Consider the following 5,042-nt stretch of genomic DNA (forward strand, 5'->3'; position numbering starts at 1 on the left):
GCCGACGCTGCCAAGACGATCGCCCCTTTCCTGATATCTACAAGCGAGCTATCAGACCGCTGCCAGCGCCTGCGTCAGGTCGGCGATAAGATCGTCCGGATGCTCGACGCCGATCGACAGCCTGACCGTGGTCTCCAGCACGCCAATGCGCTGGCGCACGTCGAAGGGAATGCCGGAGTGCGTCATCGCCGCCGGGTGGCTGGCGAGTGACTCCGTGCCGCCGAGGCTCACCGCCAGCTTGAATATTTGCAGCCCGTTGAGAAATGCGAAGGCCGCCTTCTCTCCGCCTTTGATATCGAAAGAAAATGTCGACCCGGCGCCGCTGCATTGCGCCTTGTAGGCCCGTCCCGCTGCCGTATCCTCGCCCAGGAACGGCAGGTAATGCACCTTCTCGACCTTGGCGTGATCGCGCAGGAATTCGGCCACGAGCCGCGCATTGTCGTTGGCGCGCTCCATGCGGATGGACAGCGTCTCCAGCGAGCGGCCGAGCATCCAGCAGGAATGCGGGTCGAGTTGCGTGCCGATGGCGCCGCGCAGCGCCTTGATCGGCTTGGTCACCGCCTTGCTGCCCATCGCCGCACCGGCGATCAGGTCGGAATGGCCGCCGACATATTTGGTCAGCGAATAGACGGAGACATCCGCGCCATGTTCGATCGGTCGCTGGAACACCGGGCCGAGCAGCGTGTTGTCGCAGACGATGATCGGCGTTGATCCTTGGCTTGCGCCGATCTCGTCGGCAAACTTCCGGATCAGTGCGATGTCGACCAGGCTGTTGGTCGGATTCGACGGCGTTTCGATGAGAATGACCGAGACACGCCCCTTCGCCACCGCTGCATCAGCAGCGGCCCGCACCGCCTTGTCGTCGACGCCGTCGGCGAAGCCGACAGCGCCGATGCCGAAGCCGGACAGCGTGCGCGTCAAAAGCGTCTCGGTGCCGCCGTAAAGCGGCTGCGAATGCAGGATGACATCGCCCGGCCGGGCATAGGCGAGCAGCGTCGTGGCGATCGCCGACATGCCCGACGAGAACAGGATGCAGGCGTCCGTTCCCTCATAGACCGCCAGCCGGTCCTCGACGATCTCCGAGTTGGGATGATTGAAGCGCGAATAGACCAGGCCGGACGCCGTGCCGCTCGGCGGCTCCTTGCGGCCGGATGTGTAGTCGAAGAAGTCGCGTCCCTCCTCCGCCGATTTGAACACGAAGGTCGAGGTCAGGAACACCGGCGGCTTGACGGCGCCTTCCGACAGTTGCGGATCGAAGCCATAGCTCAACATCAACGTTTCCGGATGGAGCTTGTGGTTGCCGATGTGGGTTTTCGACGGGCGCGGCGCGGTCATGGCTTTTCCTGCGTTCTGGAGGAGTCTCGTCCAGCAATTTATGCGATCCCGGTCCACCAGTCCTTGCTATTTTCGGCCTCGCATGGCTGCATCCCGGCAACAAATTGCCGAGCGAGAGCAAAAGTGCAGCAGAAGATAGCCGACGATTTCGACCGCAAGATCCTGCGCGAGCTGCAGGCCGACGCCCGCATCACCAACAATGAGCTTGCGGAGCGCATCGGCCTGTCGCCGTCGCCATGTTTGAGGAGGGTACGCCGGCTGGAGGAGGCCGGCATTATCCGGGGCTATACCACGCTGGTCGACCCGGCCGCCTTCGGCTGGAACATGGTCGCCATCGCCACCGTTCGGCTCAGCCGCCAGAACGAGGACGAGATCGTCATGTTCGAAGACGCCATCCGCGGTTGGGAAGAGGTGCTGGAATGCCACCTCGTCACCGGGTCGCGCGACTATGTGCTGAAGGTGGTGACCGGCAGCCTCGAACAGTACGAGCGCTTCATCAAGGAAAAGATCGCGCGGCTGAAATGCGTCGCGTCGATCGAGACCAGCTTCGTCATGAACACCATAAAGGAACGGCGCCTCTGACATTTGGTCAAAGGCGCCGCTCTCGAGGTCGAAATTGCCTGGCCAGGCTTATTTGATCGCCTTGTCGGTGATGGCTGTGGTGTAGGCGCCGGTCGGCGCCTTGGTGATGATCTTCTGGTCGAGCAGCGCCTTGGCGGTGCGCTCGTAGGTCGCCGGGTCGAGCTTGCCGTCGGCATTGTCGATCAGCTTGGCGACTTCGCTCATCATCCGCTTCTGGTGGTTTTCGTCCTGGCCACCACCGTCCATGACAATGCCCGCGGCCTCGTCATTGTTGTCGATGGCATATTTCCAGCCCTTCATCGAGGCGCGCACGAAACGCACCATCTTGTCTTCGAAAGCCGGATCCTTGAGCTTGTCTTCCGAGGCATAGAGCCCGTCCTCAAGCAGGTCGTTGCCCATCGCCGAGTAGTTGAACACGGTGAGCTGGTCCGGCTTGTAGCCGGCATCGATCAGCTGCCAGTACTCGTTGTAGGTCATGACCGAAATGCAATCCGCCTGCTTCTGGATCAGCGGCTGCACGTCGAAGCTCTGCTTCAAAACCGTGACGCCATCCGGGCCGCCTTCGGTCTTCAGGCCGAGCTTGTTCATCCAGGCGTAGAAAGGATATTCGTTGCCGAAGAACCAGACGCCGAGCGTGTGACCCTTGAAATCGGCTTCGGTCTTGATCGGGCCATCCTTCGGGCAGACCAGCTCCATGCCGGCCTTCTTGAACGGCTGGGCGATGTTGACCAGCGGCACGCCCTTTTCGCGCGCGGCGAGCGCCCCACCCATCCAGTCGACGATGACGTCGGCGCCACCGCCGGCGATCACCTGCTCGGGTGCGATATCGGGACCGCCCGGCTTGATGTCGACGTCGAGGCCTTCGGCTTCATAAAAACCCTTGGCCTTGGCGACATAGTAGCCGGCAAACTGCGCCTGCGTGACCCATTTCAGCTGCAAGGTCACCTTGTCGGCGGCCATTGCCTGGAACGCGCCCAGCGACATCGCGCCGGCCAGCATCGGAATGATCAGTCTTTTCATGTTTTTACCCTCTGAAGTTAACACCCGAACCCACCGCCCTATCCACCACGGACAGAGGGATGCCAAAACGTGACGGCTCTCTCGACGAGAGCGACCACGCCATAAAAGACCGAACCCGCCAGTGCTGCAACTGCGATTTCGGCCCAGACCATATCGATGTTCATCCGCCCGACCTCGGTCGAGATGCGAAAGCCCATGCCGACCACAGGCGTGCCGAAGAACTCGGCGACGATGGCGCCGATCAGCGCCAGCGTCGAGTTGATCTTCAGCGCGTTGAAGATGAAGGGCGCTGCCGCCGGCAGCCGGAGCTTCAAGAGTGTTGGCCAGTAGCCCGACGCATAGGTGCGCATCAAATCGCGCTCCATATGGCCGGAGGCGGCAAGACCGGCAACCGTGTTCACCAGCATCGGGAAGAAGGTCATGATGATGACGACCGCGGCCTTGGACGGCCAGTCGAAGCCGAACCACATCACCATGATCGGCGCCACACCGATGATCGGCAGCGCCGAGACCATATTGCCGATCGGCAGCAGACCGCGGCGCAGGAATGGCACGCGGTCGGCCGCAATCGCCACCAGGAAGCCGGCGCCGCTGCCGATGACATAACCGAAGATCACCGCCTTGAAGATGGTCTGCCTGATATCGGCGCCGAGCACCGGCAGGGAACTGGCGATGCGCACACCGATGGCGCTCGGCGGCGGCAAAAGGATGAAGGGAATGCCGGCGCCACGCGTCACCGCTTCCCATATGATCAGGATCCAGGCGCCGAAGATCGCCGGGATGATGAGGCGCAGCGCCATCCGCGCCCCTTTTGCCATCGGGCGAAGCCCCGACAGCACCGCCACACAGCGCCAGGCCAGCAGCCAGGCAGCGGCGAGCAGCAGGAAATAAGGCGCCAATGCCGTGCCTTCGAAACCTGTAATGCCCGAGATCAGCATCCAGGCGACGAGATGAGCGCCGATGAACAGCACCGCAGCCTCGGCCAGCGGCGAAATTCTGATCATCGAGATCAGCCCTGCCAGCACGGCCAGGCCGATCATCGGGGTCTTTATCCCGAAATAGGGGTAGTCGAAGCTTGCTGTCGGGTCTGCAAGGGCGGCCGCTTCCGGCTTCGACATCGCACCGAGCGCGACGGCGACGAGGCACAGCGCAATGGCCAGCACGGCTTGCCAGGAGGGCTTCAGCCAGTTCATGCCGGCCTCCCGCCCATCGCGCGGTCAACGAGGCGCCCGGCTATGCCGACCACCATGACCAGAAGGGCCGCCACCACCGAGCCCGCCACAAGGGCGGACCAGATGTCGATGGACTGGCTGTAATAGGCGCCTGCCAAAAGCTTGGCGCCGATGCCGGCGACAGCACCGGTCGGCAGTTCGCCGACAATGGCGCCGACCAGGCTCGCCGCCACCGCCACCTTCATCGAGGTGAACAGGAACGGCACCGAGGCCGGCACCCGCAGCTTCCAGAAGGTCTGCGAGACACTGGCATTGTAGGTGTGCATCAGGTCGAGATGCATGAGTTCGGGCGAGCGCAGGCCCTTCACCATGCCAACCGTCACCGGGAAGAACGACAGGTAGGTCGAGATCATCGCCTTTGGGATCAGACCGCTGATGCCGATCGCCCCCAGCACGACGATGATCATCGGCGCCACCGCCAGAATGGGAATCGTCTGGGAGGCGATGATCCACGGCATCAGGCTGCGGTCGAGCGTCGCCACATGCACGATGCCAACCGCGATGACGATGCCGAGCGCCGTGCCGAAGGCAAAGCCGAGCAACGTCGACGACAGGGTCACCCAGGCATTGTAGACGAGGCTTCGGCTCGATGTGATGGGCCGCAGGAAGGTGTTCTCGAAGAAGTTCACCGCCACCTGATGCGGCGCCGGCAGCGTCGGCTTGGGCTGCGACAGCGTCTTGCCCATGAATTCGACGGTGTCGTGGGTTTCCCCGGCGCGCCGGTCGAGGTCGCGCTGGAAGGGCGCGTTTAGGATGACGGCGAAGACATACCAGAGCACCACCACGCCCAGGAGGATGGAGGTCACGGGGATGAATTTTTCGCGGAAGGTGTCCATCTAGCGCGCCTCGCCAGCGGGGTGCACTCCTCTCCCC

The 5,042-nt window shown here is 62.9% G+C and carries 5 protein-coding genes; 1 reads left to right on the forward strand and 4 read right to left on the reverse strand.

Going from position 1 to position 5,042, the window contains the following annotated elements; translation table 11 throughout:
- Positions 1-51 precede the first annotated feature (51 nt).
- Positions 52-1,335, reverse strand: a complete 1,284-nt coding sequence (locus NKJ80_RS31255) for a cystathionine gamma-synthase family protein (protein ID WP_023668225.1) — start codon at positions 1,333-1,335, stop codon at positions 52-54.
- Positions 1,336-1,458: 123 nt separating this feature from the next.
- Between NKJ80_RS31255 and NKJ80_RS31260 the strand changes: the two genes are divergently transcribed.
- A complete protein-coding gene (locus NKJ80_RS31260) occupies positions 1,459-1,917 on the forward strand; it encodes an Lrp/AsnC family transcriptional regulator (RefSeq protein ID WP_023682177.1) in 459 nt (152 codons plus the stop codon).
- 48 nt (positions 1,918-1,965) lie between these two features.
- Here the strand turns inward: NKJ80_RS31260 and NKJ80_RS31265 are convergent, their stop codons facing one another.
- The 3 genes from NKJ80_RS31265 to NKJ80_RS31275 are packed head-to-tail and all read right to left on the reverse strand — an operon-like array spanning position 1,966 to position 5,005.
- A complete protein-coding gene (locus tag NKJ80_RS31265) occupies positions 1,966-2,937 on the reverse strand; it encodes an ABC transporter substrate-binding protein (protein WP_023668223.1) in 972 nt (323 codons plus the stop codon).
- A 38-nt stretch (positions 2,938-2,975) separates the two neighbouring features.
- The gene (locus NKJ80_RS31270; protein ID WP_023682179.1) at positions 2,976-4,130 is read right to left on the reverse strand and encodes an ABC transporter permease; all 1,155 of its coding nucleotides are present in this window, start codon (positions 4,128-4,130) and stop codon (positions 2,976-2,978) included.
- The gene (locus NKJ80_RS31275) at positions 4,127-5,005 is read right to left on the reverse strand and encodes an ABC transporter permease (protein ID WP_352498952.1); all 879 of its coding nucleotides are present in this window, start codon (positions 5,003-5,005) and stop codon (positions 4,127-4,129) included. The genes NKJ80_RS31270 and NKJ80_RS31275 overlap by 4 nt, the downstream gene beginning before the upstream one ends.
- Between the last annotated feature and the right edge of the window lie 37 nt (positions 5,006-5,042).

Origin of the sequence: Mesorhizobium sp. M0030, assembly GCF_040323695.1 — a bacterium.
Classification (GTDB): domain Bacteria; phylum Pseudomonadota; class Alphaproteobacteria; order Rhizobiales; family Rhizobiaceae; genus Mesorhizobium.